Here is a 23421-nt window from a genome sequence, read left to right as displayed (position 1 = left end):
GACCCCGGCTGTCGATCACCACCGCGCGATAGCCGGCCAGGGCCTCGATCTGCCAGCCCCAGTTGCCGGCATGACCCATGCCGCCATGCAGCAGGATGACCGCCGGCCCCTCGCCGAACGACGCCCACCAGATCCGCGCGCCGTCATGGCTCACATGGCCGGCGGCGTCGGGCGCGGGCAGGGCCTTGGCCCCCTCGGCGGCGAACACCGCCAGGTCATCGTCTTGGAAATCCATGGCGGCCTCTGTGATCCAGGACTCAGCGTATCACCCCAGCCTGGGCCGTCACCCCGCGCTCAGCACCGCCTTCACCGTCGCCGCCAGGTCCTGGGGCGCCGCGCACAGGGTAGTGGCGTCCGCCAGTTCTGCGGCGTCGCCATAGCCCCACAGAACGCCGACGGTCGACATCCCATGGCCCGCGCCGGCCCGCACATCCTCCGCGCGGTCGCCGATCATCACGCATCGATCAGGGGTGAGGCCGTAGTCTCCGATCATCCAGGCCATCAAGGTGGCCTTGTCATCCAGCGCCCCGGCCGGATCGGCGCCATGGACGCCGGCGAACAGGGCCGTGAGCCCGTGACGGTCAATCATGTCGCGGGCGAAGGCGGTCATCTTCGAGGTGCAGACATAGAGCGGGCCCAATGTGGCGAGGGCCTCCAGGGCCGCCGCGATCCCGTCGAACGGCCGTGCCGCCGCGACGCCCTCGACGGCGTAGAGCGTGCGGTAGAGGGCGATGCAGTCCTCCACTCGGTCCGGCCCGCCCAGCAACCGTGTGAAGGAAGGCCGCAGGGGTGGCCCGATCATCCACCGCATGTCTTCGTCCGGCGGACAGGTCACCCCCATGGCCGTCACTGCGGCTCGCGCGCAGGCCAGGATGCCGGGTGCGGAGTCCAGCAGGGTTCCATCGAGATCGAGGAGGAGGGCGGCGGTCATGCTGAGCGCATTCTCTTGATGGGCGTCAAAATGGAAGACACAATCTAAGGGCGCGACTGGGAGGTGGTGATGAATACAGAATCGGGCGTGGAAACCGTCTGCAGGGTCTGCCGGGAGCCCATTAAGCCCGGCGCGGAGAAGTGTATCCACTGCAGCTCCAGCCAAGGGTGGCAGCGTCACCTCGGGCTGACGTCATCCGTTCTCGCCCTGCTGATCGCTCTCATCAGCGTCAGCCAGTCAGCCGCGCCCGTGCTGGTGCGCGTGTATCAGGGCGATCGGTCGCATATAGCGCTGAACTTGTTGAAGGCCGACGGTCACACGCTCAGATTTGTCGTGTCGAACACAGGAAATCGCCCGGGGTCGATCGCCTTTGGCTCCATGGTCCTGAAGGCGGCTGGCGACGAGTATTCATTTCCCCTGGAAGGGGACAGCGCTGTGGGTCTGATCCAGGGCGGCGCCATGAGCGAGATCAAGCTCAATCTGGACGCCACATTCGATGGGCAACTGGCGAGCGTCGCCGATGAGGTGGATGGCACCACCCACCGCCCGGCCAATGAGATCGTCGTGCATCGGGCCATGCCTGCCATGATCCTGGTCGACGCGATCGAGTTCAGCGGCGAGCACACTCGCTTCCGTTGGCCGGTCGACGTGTTGTGTGGCACGGAGTGTCATCTGTCGACGTGGCAGACCAAGCCGGTCGCGAAACAACCCGCAGCCGGATAGGGCCTAACCGGCCTCCGCCAGCCGCGCCCTGCGCCGGGCAACCCCATCCAGCCAGGCCCGCACCGGGCGGTCATAGAACACCGTCGCCGCCCAACTGGCCGCCAGGACGATCGCCAGGGCGGCGAGGCCAAAGGCGAACTGGGTGTCAGGCTTCAGGAGACCCAGCACGGTTCCCCATCCCCCCAGCAGTACATAGAGCGGATAGTGCAGCACATAGGCCGGGTAGGAGAGGTCGCCCATCAGCCGCAAGGCCTGCGTCTCAGCCGGGCGGCTCTCCGTCAGGCTGCCCGAGATCACCAGGGCCGGGAACACCAGGCCCACGCAGATCAGGTCGAAGGGCGCGTTGGCCCAGCCGATATTGGGCACATTGAGGACGGCGACCAGCAGCAGGGCCTGAACCCAGAAGGGGGCTTTCAGTCGGGCAAGCGACGCGAAGTCCCGGAAGCGGTGCAACAGAACCCCGGCCAGGAAGGGGAAGGTCACTCGCACGAAACCGATCCAGAACTCGGCGGCCACGTCGCCGGCGTCGATCCCGCCATTGGTTGCGGCCAGCAGCACCAGGGCCGCGAAGCCCGCCGCCGCCAGGGCGGCCAACCGGCCAGGGGTCAGCCAGCGGAAAATCGCCACATAGACCAGGTTGATCGCCAATTCGAAGAACAGCGACCACATCGGCGGATCCAGGGGAAACGCGCTGGCCCCCTCGAAACGGCTGTGCAGGGCGGGCAGGACGAAGGTCGCGCGCCCGAACAGGTTGGCGACTTCCCAGACCCCCAGGACGCCGACGCCGAGATTGAGCGCGATCAGCCGCCAGAGCGCGCCGATCGCCGCGCCCAGGATCAGCATCGGATAAAGCCTGAGCACCCGCGCGCGCATGAAGGCCGCGACGCCCATGCCGCCGGCGAGCTTGCCGTCATAGGCGTTGGCGATGACGAAGCCGCTGAGCATGAAGAAGAAATCGACGGCGAGGAAGCCGTGGCCCAGGGCGCCGTCCAGCCCGAACCAGACGTGGCGATGCATCAGCACCACGCACAGGGCCGCCACGCCGCGCAGGCCGTCGAGGGCGGGATAGTAGCGGGACTTGGGCATGGTCTCCGGGGAAGGCGTCGTGAGCCCCCTACCTATCGCGCCTCAGGCATAGGCGTAAGGCCCACCCTTTTGCAGGGCGCGCTGATAGGCCGGCCGCGCATGGATCTTCTGCAGGAAGGCGGCGAGCTTCGGCCGACCCTTGGTGGCGTCGGCGCGGTCGGCCGCGGCCTCGATCGGGAAGCTCATCATCACGTCGGCGGCGGAGAACTCCGGGCCGGCGAACCATTCGGACTTGGTGAGTTCGCCCTCCCAATAGTCGAAGTGAGCCTTCAGCTGTGGATCTACGAAGCCTGTCTGGGCCGCGCCCATGATCGCCCTGGCGATCGGGCGGATCAGGGCCGGGGCGCGGGCGGGCAGGGCGGTGAACACCAGCTTCATTAGCAGCGGCGGCATGGCCGAGCCCTCGGCGTAGTGCAGCCAGTAGATCCAGCGCAGGCGCTCCGGCGTGCCCGGCGGCGGGATCATCTTGCCGTCGCCATAGCGGGTGACCAGGTACTCGACGATCGCGCCGGTCTCGGCCAGTGAGCCGCCATCGACGGTGATCACCGGCGACTTGCCGAGCGGATGGATGGCGCGCAGGTCCGCCGGCGCCTGCATGGTCTTGGCGTCGCGCTGGTAGTGTTTGATCTCGTAGGGCTCGCCCAGCTCCTCAAGCAGCCAGAGCACCCGCTGCGAACGGGAATTGTTCAGGTGATGAACCGTCAGCATGGCGCGGGCGCCCTCCGGCTATGGTTTGGCTCTCAAGCCATAGCCGGGCGCTCGACCTTGGGGAATCGGAAACCCGATTGCGTGCGATCTATTTTCCGTTGAAGGCGGCGACCCGCTTCTGCAGGAAGGCCAGGACGCCTTCGCGACTGTCGGCGCTGCGACCGGCGTGCTTCTGAGCCATGCGCTCGGCGTGGAGCTGTTCCTCATAGGCTGCGTCCAGGCTCTCCCAGACCAGCTTGCGGATCGAGCCCAGGGCCCAGGGGCCGTCGGCCAGGTTGCGGGCCAGCTCCATGGCGGTGGTCATGAGGTCGGCGTCGGGTACGACGCGGTTGACCAGGCCCCAGGTCTCGGCGGTCTTGGCCGGGACCTTCTCGCCCAGCAGCATCATCTCCATGGCCCGGGCCTTGCCGATCAGGCGCGGCAGCAGATAGGTCGAGCCGCCATCCGGCACCAGGCCGATGCGGCGGAAGGCCTGCAGGAAATAGGCGCTTTCGGCGGCCACGATGATGTCGCCCATCAAGGCCAGCGAACAGCCGACGCCGGCCGCCACGCCATTGATCGCGGTGACGATCGGCACGGGATAGTTCTTCAGCGACACCACGAAGGGGTTGTAGACGGTCTCCAGCGCCGATCCGCTGTCGGGGCCTTCCGGATCGGGGGCCGCCGCCTGGGGCCCGCCCCGGCCGGAGAGATTGGCGCCGGAGCAGAAGCCGCGACCCTCACCCGTCAGCACCACGCAGCGGACGCCGGCGTCGGGCTTGGCGAAGGCGTCGAACGCCGAGCGCAGATCATCCATCAGGTCCAGGCCGGCGGCGTTCAGGGTCGCCGGGTCGGACAGGGTGATGACGCCGATGCCATCGGCGACCGAGGTCTTGATCTTGGAATAGGCCACTAGCGTCCTCCCGCTCTGATTTGCCGGGAACTAAGACGCAATGTCCCGGCGTCAGGCTAGTGGAAAGATCGCCGGCGGCTCACGCGGCGGCGGTGGTCACGGTCTCGGCGCAGGTGACGCGGTTGCGGCCGCCGCGCTTGGCCGCATAGAGCGCCCGGTCGGCGCGCTCCATGAAGGCGTGAGGCGTCTCGCCGGGCATGCGCTCGGCCAGGCCTGCGGAGACGGTGATGGCGCCCAGGTCCTCGTCGGTCGAGCGACGCTTCAGGATGCGCGAGGAGACTTCCTCGCGGATCTCTTCAAGGGCGGCGATGGCGGTCTTGGCGCCCTCGCGCGGGAAGATCAGGGCGAATTCCTCGCCGCCATAGCGGGCGGCGAAGCGCGGTGGGGCGCCTCGGCCGCCGATCACGCTGGCCACATAGCGCAGCACCTGATCGCCGGTCTGGTGGCCCCAGGTGTCGTTGAAGCTCTTGAAGTGGTCGATATCGATGACGGCCAGGGCCAGAGCCTCGCCACGGATATCGGCCTCCTCGCAAGCGCGGTCGAATTCTTCGTCGAAGGCCTTGCGGTTCGACAGGCTGGTCAGAGCGTCGGTGGTGGCGTCGCGGCGCACCTGTTCCAGGTGCTCGCGCAGGCGGGCGACCTCGGCGGTGGATTCCGACAGCCGCTTTTCCAACGACTTGTTCTCGCGCTGCACCTGCTTGGTGGCGGTGGCCAGGGTGCCGATCATCGCCTTGACGTCGCTGGTGTCGCGATCGCCAGTCAGGGACTTCGACGCGCTGGCCAGGGTCTGGCCATAGGCTTCGCTGGATTTCTGGGCCGACTGGATGGCGCGGGAGACGGCGGCCAGTTCCTTGGTCAGGGCGTCGCCGGTGTCGCGGATCTGTTCGTTCAGCTTGGCCTTGGGCAGATAGACGGCGGCCAGTTCATCGGCGATGCCGTCCGTGAAGGCCTCGCCCGACGAGATGATGCGGCCAAGCTCCAGAGCGAGCGGCCCGGTCGGGTCGGCCAGGGAGTGAAGCCAGAGTTCGTAATTGACCGGGGTCGGCCAGACCTGAAGCTTCTCCATGGTCTGCAGAGCCTTGCGGGCGATGCCGTAGGCTTCAGGTCCACGAAGCTTCATTTCCACGTCGCCGGCCATCGTCTCTCTCATATCCGCAGATCCCGAGCGGTGCGCGGAGTTCGTCGCGCACCCTCGGAGCTTGGCCTGGGACAGTAAGCCGCATAGCCAAACGACCGGTTAAAGAGACGGGGCTTCGACCCGGAAAATACCCAAGCTGGGGCGCATCAGGCCTTGTCGGCCGGACGGCTTGGCCGGCGCATCAGGAAGGCCGGGGTGTCGGAGCCAAAGCCTACGACGCCGCTGCGATCCTCGCGGTCCTCGCGATCCTCATGGCGTCCACGATCGCGGTCGCGGCCGCCCCGGGGCGACGACGAGCGACCAGACGCCGCATGACGCTCGGGCTGAACCGGGCGCTCGGGCAGGGGACGGTCCGGGCGAGGCGCGCGGGCGGGGCGTTCGGCCGCCTCGACGGGCGCCTCGACGCGAGCGGCTTCGGCCTGAGGCGCCTCGGCGCGCGGCGCTTCTGAACGGGAGGTCTCGGAGCGACGGCGCGGCGCGCGGGCAGGGCGTTCGCGGGGCTGCTCGGAAGCGGCGTCCTCGGGTGCGCTGGCGACGACGGCGTCCTCGACGGGCGGGCGTTCGCTGCGGGCCTCACGGATCGGGCGGTCTCCGCCACGGCCACGGCTGCGGCCGCCGGAGCGGTCACCGCCCCGTTCACGGCCGCCCTTGCGGTCGTCACGGCGCTCGTCCTTGATCGAGGCGAAATCAACGCCCTCCAGCACGACCTCTTGCGGGGTCGAACCGATCAGCTTGATCACCTTGTCGATGTTCTTCGCATCGGCCGGGGTGACGATCATGTAGGTCTTGCCGAGCTTGCCGGCCCGGCCGGTGCGGCCGATCCGGTGGACATAGTCGTCGGCATGGTGCGGCACGTCGTAGTTGAACACGTGGCTCACGTCCGGCACGTCCAGGCCGCGCGCGGCGACGTCCGAGGCGCAGAGCAGCTTCAGCTCGCCCTTGCGGAAGGCCTCAAGCGTGCGCATCCGTGTCTGTTGGTCCAGGTCGCCATGGATCGGCGCGGCGTCGAAGCCATGCGTCTTCAAGGACTTGGCGACGATGTCGACTTCGGACTTGCGATTGCAGAAGACGATGCCGTTGCGGACATCATCGGCGCCGATCAGCATGCGTAGCGCGGTGCGCTTGGCCTTCGGATCGGAGGTCGGCAGCCGCACGATGTGCTGGGTGATGGTGGTGGCGGTGGTGGCCGGCCGGGTCGCCTCGATCCGCACGGGATCATTGAGGAACTGCTTGGTCAGCCGGGTGATCTCCGGCGGCATGGTCGCCGAGAAGAACAGGGTCTGCTTCTTGGCCGGCGTCAGCTTGAAGATGCGTTCGATGTCGGGGATGAACCCCATGTCGAGCATCCGGTCCGCCTCGTCGACCACTAGGATCTGCACGCCGGTCAGCAGAAGCTTGCCGCGTTCAAAGTGGTCCAGCAGCCGTCCCGGCGTGGCGATCAGCACGTCGACCCCACGGTCGAGCTTCAACTCCTGGTCGGAGAAGGAGACCCCGCCGATCAGCAGGGCCCAGGACAGCTTTTGCTTCTGGCCCTTGGAATATTTCTCGAAGGATGAGGCGACCTGGTCAGCCAGTTCGCGCGTCGGCGCGATCACCAGCGAGCGCGGCATGCGCGCCTTGGACCGGCCTGCGGCCAGTCGGTCGATCATCGGCAGGGTGAAAGCCGCAGTCTTACCGGTGCCGGTCTGGGCAATACCCAGCACGTCCTTGCCCGCGAGGGCGACCGGAATGGCTTGTTCCTGAATAGGCGTTGCGGTCGTGTAGCCTGTGTCGGCCACGGCCTGAAGAGTCGCGGGCGAGAGGCCCAGTTCTGAAAATTCTGTCATCAAGCGGCAATAGGGGGCGGCGGTTCGCCCATGAGGGCTCGCCAACCGCGGCGGCGCGAACGGCGATCGTCACGCGCGGCGGAAGATAGGGGCTGGGGGCATCAAGTCAACGCGTTAGAGAATCTAGTCGTCTCCGCCCCCGAAACTCCGACCCGGGAAGCTTTCAGCGCCCTGGGATTAGGCGCCCGGCTAGACGTCGAGGTCGGCGACCGCGAATTCCGCGTTCTCCTGAATGAACCGGAAGCGCAACTCGGGCTTACGGCCCATCAGGGTCTCGACCAGATCCTGCACCTGTTCCTCGGCGCGCGGCAGGGTGACCCTGGCCAGGGTCCGCTTGGACGGATCCATGGTGGTCTCCTTCAACTGGGCGGGCATCATTTCGCCCAGGCCCTTGAAGCGGCCGATGTCCGGCTTCTTGCCCTTGAACTCGGTGGCCAGCAGCTCGTCGCGGTGGGCCTCGTCGCGGGCGTACATCGACTTGCCGCCATGGCTGATCCGATAGAGCGGCGGCAGGGCCAGATAGAGCCGTCCGGCCCGGATCAGGTCCGGCATGGTGCGATAGAAGAAGGTGATCAGCAGGCTGGCGATATGGGCGCCGTCGACGTCGGCGTCGGTCATGATCACCACGCGCTCATAGCGCAGGTCGTCTTCCTTGAACTTCGCCCCGCCCTGGACGCCAAGCGCCAGCATCAGGTCGGAGAGTTCCTTGTTGCCGCCGGTCTTGTCGCTGGAGGCCGAGGCGACATTGAGGATCTTGCCGCGCAGGGGCAGGATCGCCTGGGTCTTGCGGTTACGCGCCTGCTTGGCCGAGCCGCCGGCGGAGTCGCCCTCGACCAGGAAGATCTCGGCGCCGTCGATGGCGTTGCCGGAACAGTCGGCCAGCTTGCCGGGCAGGCGCAGCTTGCGCGTCGCCGAGGCGCGGGCGACCTCCTTGTCCTTGCGCCGCTTCAGCCGCTCCTCGGCGCGCTCGATGACGAAGGCGAGCAGGGCGCTGGCGGATTTGGGCTGGGCGGTGAGCCAGTGGTCGAAGGGGTCGCGCAGGGCGGCCTCGACCAGGCGCTGGGCGTCGGCGCTGGACAGCCGCTCCTTGGTCTGGCCCTGGAATTCCGGATTGGAGATGAACACGCTGACCAGGGCGCCGGCCTGGGCGACCACGTCTTCGGCGGTGATCAGCCCGCCGCGCTTCTCGCCCGACAGCTCCGCATAGGCCTTGAGGCCCCGGGTCAGGGCGGCGCGCAGGCCGGCCTCATGGGTGCCGCCCTCCGGCGTCGGCACGGTGTTGCAGTAGGACTGCATGAAGCCGTCGGCCTCGCCGAACCCGGCCGGGGTCCAGGTGACCGCCCATTCCACCTTGCCGGTCTCGCCCTTGCGCTCGAAGCGCCCGGCGAAGGGCTCGGGGGTGACGGTCTCTATGTCCTTGACCCGTTCGGCCAGGAAGTCGGCCAGGCCGTTCGGGAAGCGGAAGGTGGCTTCGGCCGGCGTCTGGTCATGGATACGCGACGGATCGCATTTCCAGCGGATCTCGACCCCGCCGAACAGATAAGCCTTGGAGCGGGCCATGCGGTAGAGCCGGGCCGGCTTGAAGGCCACGCCCTCGCCGAAGATGATCGTGTCGGGGACGAAGCTGATCGCCGTGCCGTGCTTGCGGGTCGCGCCCAGCTTTTCAATGCCGCCGATCGGCTTGCCGCGGGTGAAGGCCTGGCGCCATTCGAAGCCGTCCTTCCAGGCGGTGACCTCGACATGTTCGGACAGGGCGTTGACCACCGAGACCCCGACCCCATGCAGGCCCCCCGAGGTCTCATAGGCCTTGCCGGAGAATTTCCCGCCGGAGTGCAGGACGATCATGATGACCTCCAGCGCCGACTTGCCGGGATGCTTGGGATGGGGGTCGACCGGGATGCCGCGACCGTCGTCCTTGACGGACAGCCGGCCCTCGGCGTCGAGATGAACCTCGATCAGCTTGGCGTGGCCAGCGACCGCCTCGTCCATGGCGTTGTCCAGCACCTCGGCGAACAGGTGGTGCAGGGCGCGCTCATCGGTGCCGCCAATATACATGCCCGGCCGCTTGCGGACCGGCTCCAGCCCCTCGAGGACCTCGATGTCCTTGGCGGAATAGCCGCCGGTCTTGGCCGGGGGCTCCAGATGCGGCTCATGGTTCTCCGCCAGCGGCGCAGCTGGCGCGGGGTTCAAAGCGCTATCGAACAGGGAAGCTTGAGCAGTGGCCTTGGGCATGGCGGGAAAATGCGTCGATTCGGAAGCCTCCCGTATGGGACCAAGCGCAGGCGCGCCGCAAGCTCGCTGATCTTCTGCGGCGTCAGGACGCTTGCAACCCGCCGGGAATGCGGCAAGCTTGGGTCCAGGACGTCTGAAATGCGCCAGCCCGGCCCCGAGGGGAAACCCGACAGGACCGGTGACAAGGGCCCGGCGACGTCAAAGGGAAGGAAACTGCAATGGCCGTCACTCATTCGCGCGCGCCGTCGAACCTGCTTCGCAACGTGCCGCGTGAGCTCATCAACATACTGGGCACGGCGTTCGCCCTGTTCGCCGTCGTGGCGCTGGGCGGGCTGATCTCCGGCGCCTTGCCCAACAGCCATTCGCCGTGGCTGTTCGCGGCCTCCTACGGCATGCCGGCGGCGATCGCCTTCGTCGTCTATTGGTGGGTCGCCCAGAAGCTCTGACCCGCTCGGGCCTAGCTTACGCGACCCGGGGTCGCCGTCATGATCGGGACGGCGGCGCTCATCGGCGCCTCGATATGGCCGGCGAGGACGTCGGGCAGCACGTCGGTGATCCAGGTCACCCGGCGCCCCCCGTCGCCGTCCGACGCCATCTCAACCCCCCTTGACCGCAGCGCGACCTTCGAAGGCCACAGTGGCGGAGGCCGGGCGCGGGGTCTGGCCGATTTCGGACACGGTCACCCTGGGGCGGGAACGGATCTCGCGGATAGAAAAAGGGCCGCGGCGTGAACCGCGGCCCTTCCCAAACTCGACTAAGCTGTCGGGCTTAGCACTTGTAGTACATGTCGAATTCGACCGGGTGCGGGTGCAGTTGCAGACGCATCACTTCTTCCATCTTCAGCTCGATATAGGCGTCGATGAAGTCGTCATCCATGACGCCGCCTTGCTTCAGGAAGCCACGATCCTTGTCGAGGTTTTCCAGGGCTTCACGCAGGCTGCCGCAGACTTCCGGAACCTTCTTCTGCTCGCGGGGCGGCAGGTCATAGAGGTTCTTGTCCTGGGGCGCGCCGGGATCGATCTGGTTGATCACGCCGTCCAGGCCAGCCATCAGCAGGGCCACGAAGGTCAGATAGGGGTTGCCCATCGGGTCGGGGAAGCGGGCTTCCAGACGCTTGGCCTTGGGGCTGTCCACGTGCGGGATGCGGATCGAGGCCGAGCGGTTGCGGGCCGAATAGGCCAGCTTCACCGGGGCTTCGTAGCCGGGCACCAGACGCTTGTAGCTGTTGGTGGTGGAGTTCGAGAAGGCGTTGATGGCCTTGGCGTGCTTGATGATGCCGCCGATGTACCACAGGCATTCCTGGCTCAGACCGGCGTACTTGTCGCCGGCGAACATGGGCTTGCCGTCTTTCCAGATCGACTGGTGAACGTGCATCCCGGAGCCGTTGTCGCCGAACATCGGCTTGGCCATGAAGGTCGCGGTCTTGCCGTAGGCCGCCGCCACGTTGTGGATGACGTACTTATAGAGCTGCATCCGGTCGGCCATGGTCAGCAGGTCGGCGAACTTCAGGCCGAGTTCGTGCTGGGCCGGGGCCACTTCGTGGTGGTGCTTTTCCGGCTGCATGCCCAGTTCGCCCATCACGGCGAGCATTTCGCCGCGCAGGTCCTGGGCGCTGTCGACCGGGTTCATCGGGAAGTAGCCGCCCTTGGGGCCGGGCCGGTGGCCCATGTTGCCTTCGGGATATTCCTTGCCGGTGTTGATCGGCAGTTCGGTGGAGTCGTAGGAGTAGCCGGTGTTGTGCGGCTCGGTGGACCAGCGCACGTCGTCGAAAATGAAGAACTCGGCTTCAGGGCCGAAATAGACGGTGTCGCCCACGCCCGCCGCCTTCACATAGTTCAGCGCCGCCTTGGCGATGGACCGCGGGTCGCGGTTGTAGGGGGTGCCGGTGTCGGGGTTCAGCACGTCGCAGAACAGGCACAGCGTCGTCTGCTGGTAGAAGGGGTCGATATAGGCGCTGTTCAGGTCCGGACGCAGCTTCATGTCGGACTCGTTGATCGCCTTCCAGCCCGCGATCGAGGACCCGTCGAACATGGTCCCATCGTTCAGGAAGTCGTCATCGACCAGGTCGATGTCGAAGGTGACGTGCTGCATCTTGCCGCGTATGTCGGTGAAGCGGACGTCGACGTATTTGACGTCCTTTTCCTTGATTTCGTTCAGAATGTCCTTGGCGGTGGCCATTGGTATATCCCCTTTGGTAATCCCTAGTCTCAATGAACCGGCGCCTAGACGGCCGCCGATCCAGTCTCGCCCGTGCGAATGCGGAGCACGTCGAGAATCTCGGACACGAAGATCTTGCCGTCGCCGATGCGCCCTGTGCGCGCCGCGCCAACAATGGAGTCAAGGGCCGGACCAAGCTGGTCGTCGGCCACCACCACTTCGATTTTGATTTTTGGCAGGAAGTCCACGACGTACTCGGCGCCGCGATAGAGTTCCGTATGGCCCTTCTGACGGCCATAGCCCTTGGCCTCGATCACGGTCATGCCTTGGACGCCAAGGTCCTGCAGGGCTTCCTTCACTTCGTCGAGCTTGAAGGGCTTGATGATGGCTTCGATCTTTTTCATGGCCCAACTTACTACGGACGAGGGTCGCCCCCGCGTTTGAAGGCTACGAGCACGCTCACGTGCGGGGCGACAAGGGGGCGCCCGCCGAGCTTGTGGCGCCGGTGGGCGGGAATCTGCGTTTGTCTAAACGGCGATCACGTAGTGCTCAAGAAATAATCAGGACGGAATTGGACCTGTAACCTCATCCTGGCTTGCCTTTGGGCCCGGGTTTGGCCGCGACCACGCATGATGTCGTCGCCGATATCGCCGTTCGCGATGGCTTCCGGCCGAAAATCCCCCGCCTCTCGAAAACACGCGCGGCCAAGCTTCCGTGGCGTGATGCTGAAGTTTACGGCGGACGCGCCCTTGCGACGATGTGACCGGTGTCATGGAAAGTCCAAAGGACGGCGCCATTATGACCGACCGGTGCGAACCGGCGCGGACCCAGGCTTTAGAGGGTGGACCTCGCGGACGCATCGGGGAATTGTCCGCCCCTGGACGGACGCTGCGCCGCCCGCCTCTCGCCCCAGGTTTTGGAAGCTCCGATGTCGTCGATCTACCTCATCCGCCATGGCAAGCCCGCCGCCGTCTGGGGCGAGGCCGATGATGATCCGGGCCTGGACGACACCGGCCGCGCCCAGGCAGAGGCGGCCCGCGACCATCTGTTGTCACTGCCGCCCGGCCAGCGCCCGTCGCGGGTGGTCAGCTCGCCTCTGCGCCGCTGCCGCGAGACGGCCATGCCGACGGCGGCGGCCCTGGGCGTGGAGATCGAGATCGACCCGTCGGTCGGCGAGATTCCCACCCCCGCGAATCTGACAGCCGAGGAACGGCCGGCCTGGCTTCGCGAGGTGTTCCAGGGCGAATGGGCCGAGGTGAAGGGCGATCTCGACTATGACGCCTGGCGCCGCGCCGTAGCCGCCTCCCTGGTGGCCCGCGGGGGCACGGCGGTGTTCAGTCACTATGTGGCGATCAACGCGGTCATGTCGCATCTGACGGACGACCCGCGCGTCCTGGTGTTCCGCCCCGATCACACCTCGATCAGCGTGCTGGACAGCGACGGCGTGACCCTGACCCTGGTCGAGAAGGGCCGGGAGGCCCAGACCGGCGTTCTATAGAGTCCCCGTTCCTGTTCCCGTTGTCTTCGGTGAGTTGCCTTGACCGCCCGGCCGATCCTGACCGTTTCTGAAATGACCGCCGCCGATCAGGCCGCCATCGCGGCCGGGACGCCGGGGACGGAACTGATGGCCCGCGCCGGCCTGGCGGTGGCCGACGCCATCTGCGACCGCTTCACGCCCCGGCCTGTCGCGGTGCTCTGTGGCCCGGGAAACAATGGCGGCGACGGCTATGTCTGCGCCCGCCTGCTGGCCGAGCGCGGTTGGCCGGCCTGGGTGGAGCGCACGGATCCGCCGAAGAGCGCGGACGCCCGAGCGGCGGCGGCGCTCTGGACCGGCGAGACCTGCGACCTGGGGCAGGGGGCGCGCCATGCCGAACTCTATGTCGACGCCCTGTTTGGGGTCGGGCTGAGTCGGCCACTGGACGGGGAGGCGGCGCGCCTGGCCCGGGCTTCCGAGGCCCGCGCCGACCAGATCGTCGCCGTCGACATTCCCAGCGGTCTGGCCGGCGACACCGGCCGGCCGCTCGGCGACGCGGCGTTCTGGGCGGGCCTGACCGTCACCTTCCACGCCAAGAAGCCGGCCCATGTGCTGGAACCCGGCCAAAGCCGCTGCGGCGAGGTGGTGGTGGCCGATATCGGTCTCACCGCCGAAGGAAGCGGCCTGATCGAGAACACGCCGGACGCCTGGCTGGGCCATTTCCCCTGGCCCTCGGCCCAGTCGCACAAGCACGCCCGGGGGCGCATGGTGGTGATCAGCGGCGAGGCCTGGAACACCGGCGCGGCGCGGCTGTCGGCCCGGGCCGGCCTGCGGATGGGCGCGGGCCTGGTGACCCTGCTGTCGCCGCCGGAGGCCCTGTCGGTCAACGCCGCTCATCTGGAGGCGGTGATGCTCAAGCCCTTCGAGACCGAGATGGAGCTGGAGCAGCTGGCGGCCGAGGTCGATGCGGCGGTCATTGGCCCCGCCGCCGGCGTCAGCGAGTCCACCCTGCTCAATGTCCTGGCCCTGGCCCGCACCGGCGCGGCCCTGGTGATCGACGCCGACGCCATCACCGTGTTTCGTGACGATCCGGAGGAGCTGTTCTCGGTCCTGGACGTCGATGACGTGCTCACCCCCCACCCCGGCGAATTCGAGCGACTGTTCCCCGGCTTCCTGAAGGCGGCGCCGGAGCGGATCACCGCCGCCCGCCGCGCCGCCCAGAAGGCCGACGCCGTGGTGCTGCTGAAGGGCGCCGACACCGTGGTCGCCCACCCTGACGGTCGCGCCGCCGTCTGCTCCAACGGCTCGCCCTGGCTGGCGACCGCCGGGTCGGGCGATGTGCTGGCCGGCTTTGTGGCTGCGCTCATCGCCCAGGGCATGGAGAGTTTCGAGGCCGCCTGCGCCGCGACCTGGATCCATTCCGAAGCCGCCGATCTGCACGGGCCCGGCCTGATCGCTGAGGATATTCCGGGCTTGGCGCCGACCATTCTGCGCCGTCTCTATGCATCCCGGCACGGGTGACGAGCGCGACCGTCCCGACCCATGGTCAAGGCTGTTGACCTATGCTAGGCGCTGGATCGTCGAAGGATCTTGATACGTGACCCCGCAATCCGCCGCAGCCATCCAAGCTATGCGCCGCCAGGTAATCGCCTGGCGGGCATGCGCGGCTGCGCGGAAGGGATCGGCGACCTAGGTTCGAGACGGACCGACAGGTCCCCGCCAAAACCCCTTCCGGCGACGGAGGGGGTTTTCGCGTTTCGGGGCCCCCCTCGACGGTCGCCGGCCACCTGAGAAGGAAGTCCGCCATGCCGTCGCTCACGCCTGATTTGCTCCTGGCGCTGTCGCTGTTCGCCTTTGTGTCCTCGATCACGCCGGGGCCGAACAACACCATGCTGATCGCCTCGGGGGCCAATTTCGGCTTCCGCGCCAGCGCCGCGCACATGGCCGGCGTGGCCGTGGGCTTCTGCGTGATGATCGCGGCGGTGGGGCTCGGCCTGGGCGGGGTGTTCCGGGCGTTCCCAGCCTTGCACAAGGTGCTGGCCCTGGCCGGCGGCGGCTACATGCTGTGGCTGGCCTGGAAGATCGCAACCGCCAAGGGCGTCGGCGTGGGGCAGGGGGCCAGCCGGCCCCAGACCTTCTGGCAGGCCGCCAGCTTCCAGCTGGTCAATCCCAAGGCCTGGGCCATGGCGGTGGGCGCGGTCACCACCTATGCCCCGGCCGATCACTATCGGGCCAATGTGATCCTGGTCTCCCTGGTGTTCTTCGCCATCAACGCCCCCTGCATCGCCATCTGGACCGGCTTCGGCGTCGGCCTGCGGCGGTTCCTGGATCGCCCGGCGGTGCTGCGGGCCTTCAACCTCAGCATGGCCGCGCTGCTGGCGCTGTCCCTGACGCCCTTGGTGCTGGAGTTGGTTGGGGCTTGAGGGGCGGGGAGACGAGAGTTGCGCTTCGGCCCTTCGCCGCTTAAGCGCAGACCCAGAGTGCGGGCGTGGCGGAATTGGTAGACGCACTGGATTTAGGTTCCAGCGCCGCAAGGCGTGGAGGTTCGAGTCCTCTCGCCCGCACCAACCTGACCGGGTTTGAACAAAACCCGTCAGCCCCCGTTCATGTGCGATGCGCTTCTTTGAGCGCGTTCGTTGAACGGGTTCAATCAGCCGTCGCCGCCCCCCGCGACCCGGCTGGGGAACCCTCCCTTTGAAGAGGTGTCCCACATGAAGATCATCACGCTCGCCCTGGCCGGCGCCCTGGCCGTCGGTTCCCTGGCGGTGTCCGTCCCGGCTTCGGCCCAGCCCTATGGCGGTGGTCCGTCCTATGGCCATGACGACCATCGCGACCGCCACGAGGATCGCTATGAGCGCCGCCATCACCGCCAGGTTCATCCGGTCCGGGTCTGCCGCACCGAGTGGCGTCACCACCATCAGGTGCGCATCTGCCACACGGAAATGCGCCGCTGGTAGTCTCCCGCCGAGGGGCCCCGTGATCGGGGCCCCTCGGATCGGCTGAAACATGGGCGCGCTTAGGGCTTGGCCCGGCGCGGGGCGCGTGACATAAGGGCGCCCGCTCGCCGCCAGGCCCCTGGCGGCGCTCACCTTTTCAAGCCGAGGGCGGACGTCGAGACGGCGCTTTGGCGCCGCGTCCGAGAAATCCAAGAATGTCGATGCAGATCGTTGAAAAGTCTGGCGAAGGCCTTAGCCGCGTCTACGGCGTGACCGTCCCCGTCGCGGACCTGACCGAACGTCTGGAGGCGCGGATCGCCGAGATCACGCCCACCCTCAACATCAAGGGATTCCGTCCCGGCAAGGTCCCTGCGGCCCATGTGCGTCGCATGTTCGGCAAATCGCTGATGAGCGAAGTGGTCGAGGCGGCGATCAACGAGACCACTCAGAAGGTCTTCGAGGATCACAAGATCCGTCCCGCCGGCGATCCGGATCTGAAGCCGGACGGCGACATGCAGGCCGTCGTCGACGGCAAGGCCGACCTCTCCTATGAACTCGCCATCGAGATCATGCCGGAGTTCGAGCCGACCGACCTCACCAAGATCTCCCTGACCCGTCCGGTCTATGAGCCCACGGAGGCCGAGGTCGACGAGGCCGTGGCCGAGCTTGCCAAGCAGAACCGCACCTACGAGCCCCGCAAGGGCAAGTCGCTCAAGGCCAAGGACGGCGACCTCCTGGTCATCGACTTCCTGGGCACGGTCGACGGCGTGGCCTTCGACGGCGGCGCGGCCACCGACGCCGAGCTGACTCTGGGCTCGGGCCAGTTCATCCCGGGCTTCGAGGAACAGCTGATCGGCGCCAAGCCGGCCGACGAAGTCGTCGTCAAGGTGACCTTCCCTGAACAATACCAGGCCGCCGAGCTGGCCGGCAAAGCCGCCGAGTTTGCAGTCACGGTCAAGGAAGTGAAGGCGCCGGTCGAATCCAAGCTCGACGACGCCCTGGCCGAGCGCCTCGGCATCGAAAACCTTGAGAAGCTCAAGGAACTGCTGAAGACCAATCTGGAAGGCCAGTACGCCGGCGCCTCGCGCTTCAAGCTGAAGCGCGCCCTGCTCGACGTGCTCGACGAGAAGCACGACTTCCCCCTGCCGCCCAAGATGGTCGAAGCCGAGTTCGCCCAGATCTGGACCCAGGTTCAGCAGGACAAGGAACGTGGCGGCCTGCCGCCGGAAGACGCCGACAAGTCGGACGACACCCTGCAGGGCGAATACCGCAAGATCGCCGAGCGCCGCGTGCGTCTGGGTCTGGTGCTGGCCGAGATCGGCCGGACCAACAATGTCCAGGTCACCGAGCAGGAACTGGCCGAGGCCATGCGCGCCGAGGCCATGCGCTATGGCCCGCAGGCCCAGCAGATCTTCGACTTCTTCCGCCAGAACCCGCAGGCCCAGGCCCAGCTTCGCGCCCCGATCTTCGAGGACAAGGTCGTCGACCTGATCCTCGGCCAGGCCACCGTCGCCGACGAGAAGGTCTCCAAGGATGACCTGCTCAAGGAAGACGACATGCCGGAAGGTTATTCGGCCTGACCCTGAGGCCCTACCCGGCCCGGTGACACATCAATCCCTCCCCGGATCGGGGAGGGATTTTCTTTAGGACTCTGGGTCACCTTGCAACCGACCCTCCCGCACGCGATATCGGGAGGGAACAAAGCGACTCCCTTTCCGGGTCGCCCCATCGAGAAGGGCTTCCTCCCCATGCGTGACCCGCAAACGACCGCGCTGAATCTCGTGCCCATGGTGGTCGAGCAGACCAGCCGCGGCGAGCGCGCCTTTGATATTTTCTCCCGCCTCCTGAAGGAGCGCGTGATCTTCCTGAACGGTCCCGTCGAGGACGGCATGTCGGCGCTGATCTGCGCCCAGCTGCTGTACCTGGAAGCGGAGAACCCGAAGAAGGAGATCCAGATGTACATCAACTCCCCGGGCGGGGTGGTGACGTCGGGTCTGGCGATCTACGACACCATGCAATACGTGAAGTGCCCGATCGTGACCCTGTGCATGGGCATGGCGGCCTCCATGGGCTCGTTCCTGCTGATGGCCGGCGAAGCCGGTCAGCGCATCTCCCTGCCCAACGCCCGCATCATGGTCCACCAGCCCTCGGGCGGCTATTCGGGCAAGGCCTCGGATATCGAGCGCCATGCCGAGGACATCATCAAGACCAAGCGCCGCCTGAACGAGATCTACGCCAAGCACACCGGCCGGACCTTCGAGGAGGTCGAGGACAAACTCGACCGCGACACCTTCATGACGGCCGAAGAAGCCAAGGAATGGGGCCTGGTCGACCAGGTCATCGAGAAGCGCGCTGAGGACTAGGCGTCGTGGGCCTTCGGGCCCGTGGATTGAATATCAGAAAGGCGCTCGCCGGCGACGGCGGGCGCCTTTCGCTTTGGGGGCTAGGCCCTGAGCACGGCCTCGGTCGCGGCGACCAGGGCCTGGCGGCCGGGCGCCTCGGTCACGTCGAAACGCTCGAAGTCATCCCCGGCGCGCAGGTCGGCGAACAGGCCCTTGGGGTCTTCGTGGAAATGCAGGAAGGCCTTGGACTTGCGATAGAATACGCCGCGCGACCTTTCCTTCAGGCCGGGCAGGGCGCGCAGGGTCTCGATCAGCGGCTCCAGTTGATCGAGAGCCTGGGCGGTGGCGTGTTTCATGGCTCGCGGGGATACTGTTCCGGGCGGGCCAGATAGTAGTCCGCCGCCGGCAGGCCGTCATCGGCCTCGACGGCGGCGTTATAGACCCGGTCGTCGAAGCCGCCGCGCTCCTCGCGCTTGGCCAGGCGGCGCGCCTCGACATCGGCCGGAGTCAGGCCGTGCAGGGCGCCCAGCGCCAGGATCACTTCGCAGAGGTCGGCCAGCTCGCCGGCCAGGTCCCGGGCGCCCATCGACTCCGCCGCCTCGGCGGCCTCCTCCAACAGCTTGGCCCGAAGCGCGGTGTCGAAGGCCGCGTCGTCGAGCCGGCGGTCGAACACCGCCAGGCCCTGGTCGCGCATGATCTCGGGCAATTTGTCGCGGATCAGTTTTTCGACCCGAAAGCGCATCCGGGCCATGGCCTCAGGGCCGATCCTTGAAGACGCGATAGCCGCGATGGTCGGCGATCTTCAGCATGTCCTTGTCGCCGCTGGTGTCGCCATAGGCGGCCTTCAGCTGCAGGTCGTCGCCGAACATTTCCCGCAGCCGGCGGACCTTTTCCTGGCCCCGGCAGTTGGGGGTGGAGAAGCCGCCCGTCGCCCGGTCATTGGCGTCGAAATGCAGCTCGGTGGCGATCAGGGCGTCGGCGCCCAGGCCCCGCGCGAAGGGGGCGACGATGATGTCGGGGGAGGCGGTGACGATCACCAGCTTGGCCCTGCGGGTGCGCCAGCGCTTCCAGGTCGACAGCGCGTCCCCGCGCAACAGGCGCGGCGCCAGGTTCTGGGCGAAGGCCTTGGCCTCATTCTCCAACTGCTCGCGGCTGACCCCGGCCAGGAACTCCCGGGTGGCGGCGGCCTTGATGCGGCCTCGGTTCTGGTGACCCAGATAGGACAGCCCGGCCGGCGCCAGGCGCAGCATGCCGGCCATGTAGCGGCTCCGTCCCGCCCGCCACTTCAGGAAGCTGGTGAAGCTGTCGCGTACGGTGATCGTGCCGTCGAAGTCGAAAGCCACGACCCCGGCGTCCTCGATCTGGTCATCGAGGAACTCGGAAGGCGGGCTTCCGGAACCTCTCAGGTTGTTCTTCCGTCTCATGTCACCCCTTTGCGCGCGTATCCCTACGCGTGCGTCAACCGAACTCGCCCCTGGCGCGTCGGCCTCCGGGGACGAGGCGTCGCGTCTCGGGCGCTATCCCCGCCCTGGTCTTGTTCTGTCTAGGCGCACACCCATCTAGGGATTCGGACATGCCCGCCATTGGGCGCCCCGCTGCCAATTGTCACCGGACCCGGCCAAAAGCTTGTGATCCTGGCTCGGATCGGGGAATGTCAAGGTTTAGACAACCCAAGGCGCGTATCCTGCATAAATGGCGTCAGGAAACGCCTCCGGGAAAGACGGTCTGGCCCTACGCCGGTCTCGTCGAGAGAGTGAGAAACGACCATGACCAAGGCCGCGAGCGGAGATTCCAAGAGCACCCTCTATTGCTCTTTCTGCGGCAAGAGCCAGCACGAGGTTCGCAAGCTGATTGCGGGCCCGACCGTGTTCATCTGCGATGAATGCGTTGAGCTGTGCATGGACATCATCCGCGAAGAGCACAAGATTTCCTTTGTTAAATCAAAGGACGGTGTGCCGACCCCGAAAGAAATCCGCGAGGTCCTCGATGACTATGTCATCGGCCAGGACCACGCCAAGAAGGTCCTCTCGGTCGCGGTTCACAACCACTATAAGCGCCTCAACCACGCCGCGAAGAACAACGACGTCGAGCTGGGCAAGGCCAACATCCTGCTGATCGGTCCGACCGGCACCGGCAAGACCCTGCTGGCCCAGACCTTGGCCCGAATCATCGACGTGCCGTTCACCGTCGCCGACGCCACGACCCTCACCGAAGCCGGCTATGTCGGCGAGGACGTCGAAAATATCATCCTCAAGCTGCTCCAGGCCGCCGACTATAATGTCGAGCGCGCTCAACGCGGCATCGTCTACATCGACGAAGTCGACAAGATCAGCCGCAAGTCCGACAACCCCTCGATCACCCGCGACGTGTCGGGCGAGGGCGTGCAGCAGGCCCTGCTGAAGATCATGGAAGGCACCGTCGCCTCCGTGCCGCCCCAGGGCGGGCGCAAGCATCCCCAGCAGGAGTTCCTGCAGGTCGACACCACCAACATCCTGTTCATCTGCGGCGGCGCCTTCTCGGGCCTCGAGAAGATCATCTCGGCGCGCGGGCAGGGCACCTCGATCGGCTTCGGCGCCAAGGTCACCGACCCGGACGACCGCCGCACCGGCGAGATCTTCCGCCAGGTGGAGCCGGACGACCTTCAGCGCTTCGGCCTGATCCCGGAATTCATCGGCCGTCTGCCGGTGATCGCCACCCTGGACGACCTGGACACCGCCGCCCTGGTCAAGATCCTGACGGAGCCGAAGAACGCTTTCGTCAAGCAGTACCAGCGCCTGTTCGACATGGAGAACATCGGCCTGACCTTCACCGACGACGCCCTGAACGCCGTCGCCCGTCGCGCCATCCAGCGCAAGACCGGCGCGCGCGGCCTGCGCTCGATCCTGGAGGGCATACTGCTCGACACCATGTACGAGCTGCCGACCTATGACGGCGTGGAGGAAGTGGTGGTCAACGCCGAGGTGGTCGATGGCCGCGCTCAGCCTCTGATCATCTACGCCGAACGCCGCGACAAGGGCGGCGCCGCCTAACCGCGAGCCGCACCTCAGAAAATCCAAGCCCCGCGGAGCGATCCGCGGGGCTTTTTCGTAAGCGAAGAGCGCGCGAAGCGCGTCCTTTGGCCCACAGGCGGCGACCATACGGGTCATACTTTGTAGACGGATCGCCGCGCAGGCTGCCGGCAACTTGAATAGGCGTCCAAAGCGTCCACATAAATGACCTGACAGACCGCCCGGCAGGGCGGACGGGCCGTCCGACTCAGACGCATCGTCTGATGTGACCGCGGTCCGGCTAAAGGTCGCGCTTCGCTTTGTGAGGGGGCCCGGCCAGGAGTTGATGACGACATGACCGACATAAAGACCCTGCCCATTCTTCCGCTGCGGGACATCGTGGTGTTCCCGCATCAGCCGGTGCCGCTCTTCGTGGGCCGCGAGAAGTCTGTGCGTGCGCTCGAAGAAGCGATGAAGACCCCCGGCAAGCAGATCCTGCTGGCCACCCAGAAGGACAAGGACGACGACGATCCGTCGCCCAGCGCCATCTATGACGTCGGCGTGGTGGCGAGCGTCCTGCAGCTCCTGAAGCTGCCCGACGGCACGGTGAAGGTGTTGGTCGAGGGCAAGGCCCGCGCCGGCATAGCCAAGTTCACCGACCAGGAAGAGTACTACGAGGCCGAGATCGCCTATGTCACCGAGGACGGCGCCGGCTCGGCCGAGGCCGAGGCGCTGTCGCGGGCGGTGGTCGAGCAGTTCGAAAACTATGTGAAGCTCAACAAGAAGGTCCCGCCGGAGGCGCTCGCCTCCATGCCGCAGGTCGACAGCCCCGGGGAGCTGGCCGACCGCATCGCCAGCCATCTGTCGGTGAAGATCGGCGAGAAGCAGAACCTGCTTGAGATCTTCAATGTCGTGAAGCGCCTGGAGAAGGTCTACGCCCTGATGGAGGGCGAGATCTCGGTCATGCAGACCGAGAAGAAGATCCGCAACCGCGTGAAGCGGCAGATGGAGAAGACCCAGCGCGAGTACTATCTGAACGAACAGATGAAGGCGATCCAGCGCGAGCTGGGCGAGCAGGACGATCAGCGCGACGAGCTGATCGACCTGGAGAAGCGCATCAAGAAGACCAAGCTCTCCAAGGAGGCCCGCACCAAGGCCGACGGCGAGCTGAAGAAGCTGCGCAACATGAGCCCGATGTCTGCGGAATCGACCGTGGTCCGCAACTATCTGGACTGGCTGCTGTCGATCCCGTGGGGCAAGGCCAAGACCAAGCCGATCGATCTGGTGAAGGCCGAGGAGACCCTCGACCGCGACCACTATGGCCTGGACAAGGTCAAGGAGCGGATCCTGGAGTACCTGGCCGTGCAGGCCCGGACCGGCGCCCTGAAGGGCCCGATTCTCTGCCTGGTCGGCCCGCCTGGCGTCGGCAAAACCTCGCTGGGCAAGTCGATCGCCGAGGCCACGGGCCGGGAATTCGTGCGCGTCTCCCTGGGCGGGGTGCGCGACGAGGCTGAGATCCGCGGCCACCGCCGGACCTATATCGGCTCCATGCCGGGCAAGGTCATCCAGTCCATGAAGAAGGCCAAGTCGACCAACGCCTTCTTCCTGCTGGATGAGATCGACAAGATGGGCTCCGACTATCGCGGCGACCCGTCCTCGGCCCTGCTCGAAGTGCTGGATCCGGCGCAGAACTCGACCTTCGCCGACCACTATCTGGAGGTCGACTACGACCTGTCGCCGGTGATGTTCGTCACCACGGCCAACAGCCTCAACATGCCCCAGCCCCTGCTGGACCGCATGGAGATCATCCGCATCCCCGGCTACACCGAGGACGAGAAGATCCAGATCGCCAAGAGTCACCTGATGCCTAAGCTGCTGTCGAACCACGGTTTGACGGACGCCGAGCTGGTGGTGCCGGACAACGCGATCCGCGATCTGATCCGCTACTACACCCGCGAAGCCGGCGTGCGCTCCCTGGAGCGCGAGCTG

24 protein-coding genes and 1 tRNA gene are annotated in these 23421 nt (G+C 66.6%); 11 read left to right on the top strand and 14 right to left on the bottom strand.

Annotated features, from left to right (window positions below; all coding sequences use genetic code 11):
• Together Q7P21_RS09105 and Q7P21_RS09100 are read right to left on the bottom strand one after the other, a co-directional pair.
• On the bottom strand, nucleotides 1-235 hold a 235-nt coding region (locus Q7P21_RS09105; RefSeq protein WP_304176781.1), incomplete at its 3' end, for an alpha/beta fold hydrolase.
• Between the two features lie 48 nt (nucleotides 236-283).
• Nucleotides 284-931: an HAD hydrolase-like protein gene (locus tag Q7P21_RS09100; RefSeq protein WP_304166762.1), complete on the bottom strand. Its 648-nt coding sequence runs from the start codon at nucleotides 929-931 to the stop codon at nucleotides 284-286.
• Nucleotides 932-1000: 69 nt separating this feature from the next.
• Between Q7P21_RS09100 and Q7P21_RS09095 the strand changes: the two genes are divergently transcribed.
• Complete coding sequence (locus tag Q7P21_RS09095) at nucleotides 1001-1654, top strand: hypothetical protein (protein WP_304166765.1); 654 nt, start codon at nucleotides 1001-1003, stop codon at nucleotides 1652-1654.
• A 3-nt stretch (nucleotides 1655-1657) separates the two neighbouring features.
• On the opposite strand, the gene Q7P21_RS09090 is transcribed toward Q7P21_RS09095, so the two are convergent.
• From Q7P21_RS09090 to parE, 6 genes are all read right to left on the bottom strand, one after another.
• Entirely contained in the window at nucleotides 1658-2740 is a 1083-nt protein-coding gene (locus Q7P21_RS09090; RefSeq protein ID WP_304176779.1) for an acyltransferase, read from the bottom strand.
• 42 nt (nucleotides 2741-2782) lie between these two features.
• Entirely contained in the window at nucleotides 2783-3448 is a 666-nt protein-coding gene (locus Q7P21_RS09085) for a glutathione S-transferase family protein (RefSeq protein ID WP_304176776.1), read from the bottom strand.
• Nucleotides 3449-3536: 88 nt separating this feature from the next.
• Nucleotides 3537-4340: an enoyl-CoA hydratase/isomerase gene (locus Q7P21_RS09080; RefSeq protein WP_304176774.1), complete on the bottom strand. Its 804-nt coding sequence runs from the start codon at nucleotides 4338-4340 to the stop codon at nucleotides 3537-3539.
• A 79-nt stretch (nucleotides 4341-4419) separates the two neighbouring features.
• Nucleotides 4420-5490, bottom strand: coding sequence for a GGDEF domain-containing protein (locus Q7P21_RS09075; protein WP_304166775.1), 1071 nt, complete (start codon nucleotides 5488-5490; stop codon nucleotides 4420-4422).
• Nucleotides 5491-5624: 134 nt separating this feature from the next.
• Nucleotides 5625-7304: a DEAD/DEAH box helicase gene (locus Q7P21_RS09070; protein WP_304176771.1), complete on the bottom strand. Its 1680-nt coding sequence runs from the start codon at nucleotides 7302-7304 to the stop codon at nucleotides 5625-5627.
• Between the two features lie 189 nt (nucleotides 7305-7493).
• Entirely contained in the window at nucleotides 7494-9536 is a 2043-nt protein-coding gene (parE, locus tag Q7P21_RS09065) for a DNA topoisomerase IV subunit B (RefSeq protein ID WP_304176768.1), read from the bottom strand.
• 218 nt (nucleotides 9537-9754) lie between these two features.
• Here parE and Q7P21_RS09060 point away from each other — a divergent pair, with 218 nt between their 5' ends.
• The gene (locus Q7P21_RS09060) at nucleotides 9755-9982 is read left to right on the top strand and encodes a hypothetical protein (protein ID WP_304166782.1); all 228 of its coding nucleotides are present in this window, start codon (nucleotides 9755-9757) and stop codon (nucleotides 9980-9982) included.
• Nucleotides 9983-9993: 11 nt separating this feature from the next.
• Here the strand turns inward: Q7P21_RS09060 and Q7P21_RS09055 are convergent, their stop codons facing one another.
• The 3 genes from Q7P21_RS09055 to Q7P21_RS09045 all read right to left on the bottom strand — a co-directional run bounded on the left by Q7P21_RS09055 (nucleotide 9994) and on the right by Q7P21_RS09045 (nucleotide 12097).
• On the bottom strand, nucleotides 9994-10131 hold the full coding sequence (locus Q7P21_RS09055; protein WP_304166784.1) for a hypothetical protein: 138 nt from the start codon (nucleotides 10129-10131) through the stop codon (nucleotides 9994-9996).
• A gap of 173 nt (nucleotides 10132-10304) precedes the next feature.
• Nucleotides 10305-11714, bottom strand: a complete 1410-nt coding sequence (glnA, locus tag Q7P21_RS09050; RefSeq protein WP_304166787.1) for a type I glutamate--ammonia ligase — start codon at nucleotides 11712-11714, stop codon at nucleotides 10305-10307.
• A gap of 44 nt (nucleotides 11715-11758) precedes the next feature.
• The gene (locus Q7P21_RS09045; RefSeq protein WP_304166790.1) at nucleotides 11759-12097 is read right to left on the bottom strand and encodes a P-II family nitrogen regulator; all 339 of its coding nucleotides are present in this window, start codon (nucleotides 12095-12097) and stop codon (nucleotides 11759-11761) included.
• Nucleotides 12098-12621: 524 nt separating this feature from the next.
• On the opposite strand from Q7P21_RS09045, the gene Q7P21_RS09040 reads away from it, so the two are divergent.
• The 7 genes from Q7P21_RS09040 to Q7P21_RS09010 all read left to right on the top strand — a co-directional run bounded on the left by Q7P21_RS09040 (nucleotide 12622) and on the right by Q7P21_RS09010 (nucleotide 18466).
• Nucleotides 12622-13191, top strand: coding sequence for a histidine phosphatase family protein (locus Q7P21_RS09040; protein ID WP_304166792.1), 570 nt, complete (start codon nucleotides 12622-12624; stop codon nucleotides 13189-13191).
• A gap of 39 nt (nucleotides 13192-13230) precedes the next feature.
• Entirely contained in the window at nucleotides 13231-14688 is a 1458-nt protein-coding gene (locus Q7P21_RS09035; RefSeq protein ID WP_304176765.1) for an NAD(P)H-hydrate dehydratase, read from the top strand.
• Between the two features lie 284 nt (nucleotides 14689-14972).
• A complete protein-coding gene (locus Q7P21_RS09030; RefSeq protein WP_304166796.1) occupies nucleotides 14973-15590 on the top strand; it encodes a LysE family translocator in 618 nt (205 codons plus the stop codon).
• A 59-nt stretch (nucleotides 15591-15649) separates the two neighbouring features.
• A tRNA-Leu gene (locus Q7P21_RS09025) sits at nucleotides 15650-15734 on the top strand.
• A 144-nt stretch (nucleotides 15735-15878) separates the two neighbouring features.
• Nucleotides 15879-16124, top strand: a complete 246-nt coding sequence (locus Q7P21_RS09020; protein WP_304166797.1) for a hypothetical protein — start codon at nucleotides 15879-15881, stop codon at nucleotides 16122-16124.
• 200 nt (nucleotides 16125-16324) lie between these two features.
• Nucleotides 16325-17683 carry a trigger factor gene (tig, locus tag Q7P21_RS09015; protein ID WP_304166799.1) on the top strand — a complete coding sequence of 453 codons (1359 nt, stop codon included), beginning with the start codon at nucleotides 16325-16327 and terminating at the stop codon, nucleotides 17681-17683.
• 168 nt (nucleotides 17684-17851) lie between these two features.
• Complete coding sequence (locus tag Q7P21_RS09010) at nucleotides 17852-18466, top strand: ATP-dependent Clp protease proteolytic subunit (protein WP_304166801.1); 615 nt, start codon at nucleotides 17852-17854, stop codon at nucleotides 18464-18466.
• Nucleotides 18467-18546: 80 nt separating this feature from the next.
• Here the strand turns inward: Q7P21_RS09010 and Q7P21_RS09005 are convergent, their stop codons facing one another.
• Genes Q7P21_RS09005 through Q7P21_RS08995 form a run of 3 tightly spaced genes read right to left on the bottom strand, consistent with a single transcriptional unit; the run spans nucleotide 18547 to nucleotide 19869 of the window.
• Nucleotides 18547-18801, bottom strand: coding sequence for a hypothetical protein (locus Q7P21_RS09005; RefSeq protein WP_304166803.1), 255 nt, complete (start codon nucleotides 18799-18801; stop codon nucleotides 18547-18549).
• Complete coding sequence (locus tag Q7P21_RS09000) at nucleotides 18798-19187, bottom strand: nucleoside triphosphate pyrophosphohydrolase (protein WP_304176762.1); 390 nt, start codon at nucleotides 19185-19187, stop codon at nucleotides 18798-18800. Before Q7P21_RS09000 ends, Q7P21_RS09005 begins: the two co-directional genes overlap by 4 nt.
• Before the next feature lie 13 nt (nucleotides 19188-19200).
• Nucleotides 19201-19869, bottom strand: coding sequence for an HAD-IB family hydrolase (locus Q7P21_RS08995; RefSeq protein WP_304166807.1), 669 nt, complete (start codon nucleotides 19867-19869; stop codon nucleotides 19201-19203).
• A 342-nt stretch (nucleotides 19870-20211) separates the two neighbouring features.
• On the opposite strand from Q7P21_RS08995, the gene clpX reads away from it, so the two are divergent.
• Entirely contained in the window at nucleotides 20212-21474 is a 1263-nt protein-coding gene (gene clpX / locus Q7P21_RS08990; protein WP_304176760.1) for an ATP-dependent Clp protease ATP-binding subunit ClpX, read from the top strand.
• 312 nt (nucleotides 21475-21786) lie between these two features.
• Nucleotides 21787-23421 (top strand): endopeptidase La (gene lon / locus Q7P21_RS08985; RefSeq protein WP_304176757.1); only part of this gene is annotated, 1635 nt, incomplete at its 3' end.

Source organism: Phenylobacterium aquaticum (genome assembly GCF_947378715.1).
Taxonomy (GTDB): Bacteria; Pseudomonadota; Alphaproteobacteria; order Caulobacterales; family Caulobacteraceae; genus Phenylobacterium; species Phenylobacterium aquaticum_A.
This window is presented reverse-complemented; position numbering and strand designations above follow the sequence as displayed.